This window comes from Myxococcus sp. CA039A (genome assembly GCF_013336645.1).
Lineage (GTDB): Bacteria > Myxococcota > Myxococcia > Myxococcales > Myxococcaceae > Myxococcus > Myxococcus llanfairpwllgwyngyllgogerychwyrndrobwllllantysiliogogogochensis.
In genome coordinates this window covers 1-1,757 of record NZ_JABUMQ010000638.1, presented here as the reverse complement: position 1 = coordinate 1,757, position 1,757 = coordinate 1, and the positions used below count along the sequence as shown (strand labels likewise).

Below are 1,757 nucleotides of genomic sequence, written 5' to 3'. Positions count from 1 at the left end.
GCCCCGGGCAGGCCGGCGGCGGGGATTTCGCGGAGGGGACATTGCGTGGGCTCCGTTCCGCTTTACTCTGAACCGATGCGCGCTGGGCAACCGGCCGAGAGGAAGTTTCAAGAGGCGCGCGTGGTTTCCCACCAAGCCTCCCTTACATCTCCAGGGATTTCCCTTCACTCGCCGCCGTCCTTCGAGGATTCTCCGGCCGCGAGAGAGTCAACGAATGATCGAATGGACGCTGAAGAAGCTCATCGGGACCAAGAATGAGCGCGAGCTCAAGAAGGCCCGCGAGAAGGTCATCCGCATCAACGAGCTGGAGAGCCGGATGCGGGCCCTCAAGGACGAGGACTTTCCTGCCGAGACGGCTCGGCTGAAGCAGGAGATTCAGAACGGGAGGCCGCTCGACAGCATGCTCTTCGAGGCCTTCGCGCTCATCCGTGAAGGCGCGCGCCGCGAAATCGGCCAGCGTCACTATGACGTCCAGCTCATCGGCGGCATGTTCCTGCACGAGGGGTGCATCGCGGAGATGCGCACCGGTGAAGGCAAGACGCTGACGGCCACCTTGCCCTGCTACCTCAACGCCCTGTCCGGGCGCGGGGTGCACGTGGTGACGGTGAACGACTACCTCGCCCGCCGCGACGCGGAGTGGATGGGGCGCGTCTACAAGTTCATGGGCATGACGACGGGCTGCGTGCTCCACGAGCTGTCGGACAAGCAGCGCCAGGAAGCCTACCGCTCGGACATCACCTACGGGCAGAACAACGAGTTCGGCTTCGACTACCTGCGCGACAACATGAAGTTCCGCCTGCAGGACTACGTCCAGCGCGAGCTGAACTACGCCATCGTCGACGAAGTGGACTCCATCCTCATCGACGAGGCCCGCACCCCGCTCATCATCTCCGGTCCCACCGAGGACAGCACGGACAAGTACTACCGGGTGGACCAGGTCATCCCCGGCCTCGTCCCGGACCAGGACTTCACCCTGGACGAGAAGCACCGCTCGGTGTCCCTGACGGATGACGGCATCGAGAAGCTGCAGAAGCGGCTGAGCGTGTCGAACCTCTACGATCCGGGCGAAATCGAGACGCTCCACCACGTGGAGCAGGGCCTGCGCGCGCACACGCTCTACAAGCGCGACAAGGACTACGTGGTGAAGGACGGCGAGGTCGTCATCGTCGACGAGTTCACCGGCCGCCAGATGCCGGGCCGCCGCTGGTCCGACGGCCTCCACCAGGCGATTGAGGCCAAGGAGGGCGTGAAGATCGAGAACGAGAACCAGACGCTGGCGACCATCTCGTTCCAGAACTACTTCCGCATGTACACCAAGCTGTCCGGCATGACGGGCACCGCGGACACGGAGGCGGAGGAGTTCGCGAAGATCTACAACCTGGACGTCCGCGTCATCCCGACCAACCGCACCAACGTCCGCAAGGACCAGCAGGACGTGGTCTACAAGACGGAGCGCGAGAAGTTCGAGGCGGTGGCCGCGCAGATTGAAGAGCTGCACAAGAACGGGCAGCCGGTGCTGGTGGGCACGGTGTCCATCGCCAAGAGCGAGGTGGTCGCCAACTTCCTGAAGAAGCGTGGCGTCCCCCACAACGTCCTCAACGCCAAGCAGCACCAGCGCGAGGCGGACATCGTCGCGCAGGCGGGCCGCAAGGGCGCCGTCACCATCTCCACCAACATGGCCGGCCGTGGAACGGACATCCTCCTGGGTGGCAACGCGGAGGTGCTCGCCAAGGCCTCCGTGGGCCCCCCGCCGGAGG

The 1,757-nt window shown here is 64.8% G+C and carries 1 protein-coding gene; it reads left to right on the top strand.

The features are described 5' to 3' along the window. Nucleotides 1–214: 214 nt before the first annotated feature. The coding region (gene secA / locus HR086_RS46640) for a preprotein translocase subunit SecA (protein WP_174468889.1) at nt 215–1,757 on the top strand (1,543 nt) is incomplete at its 3' end.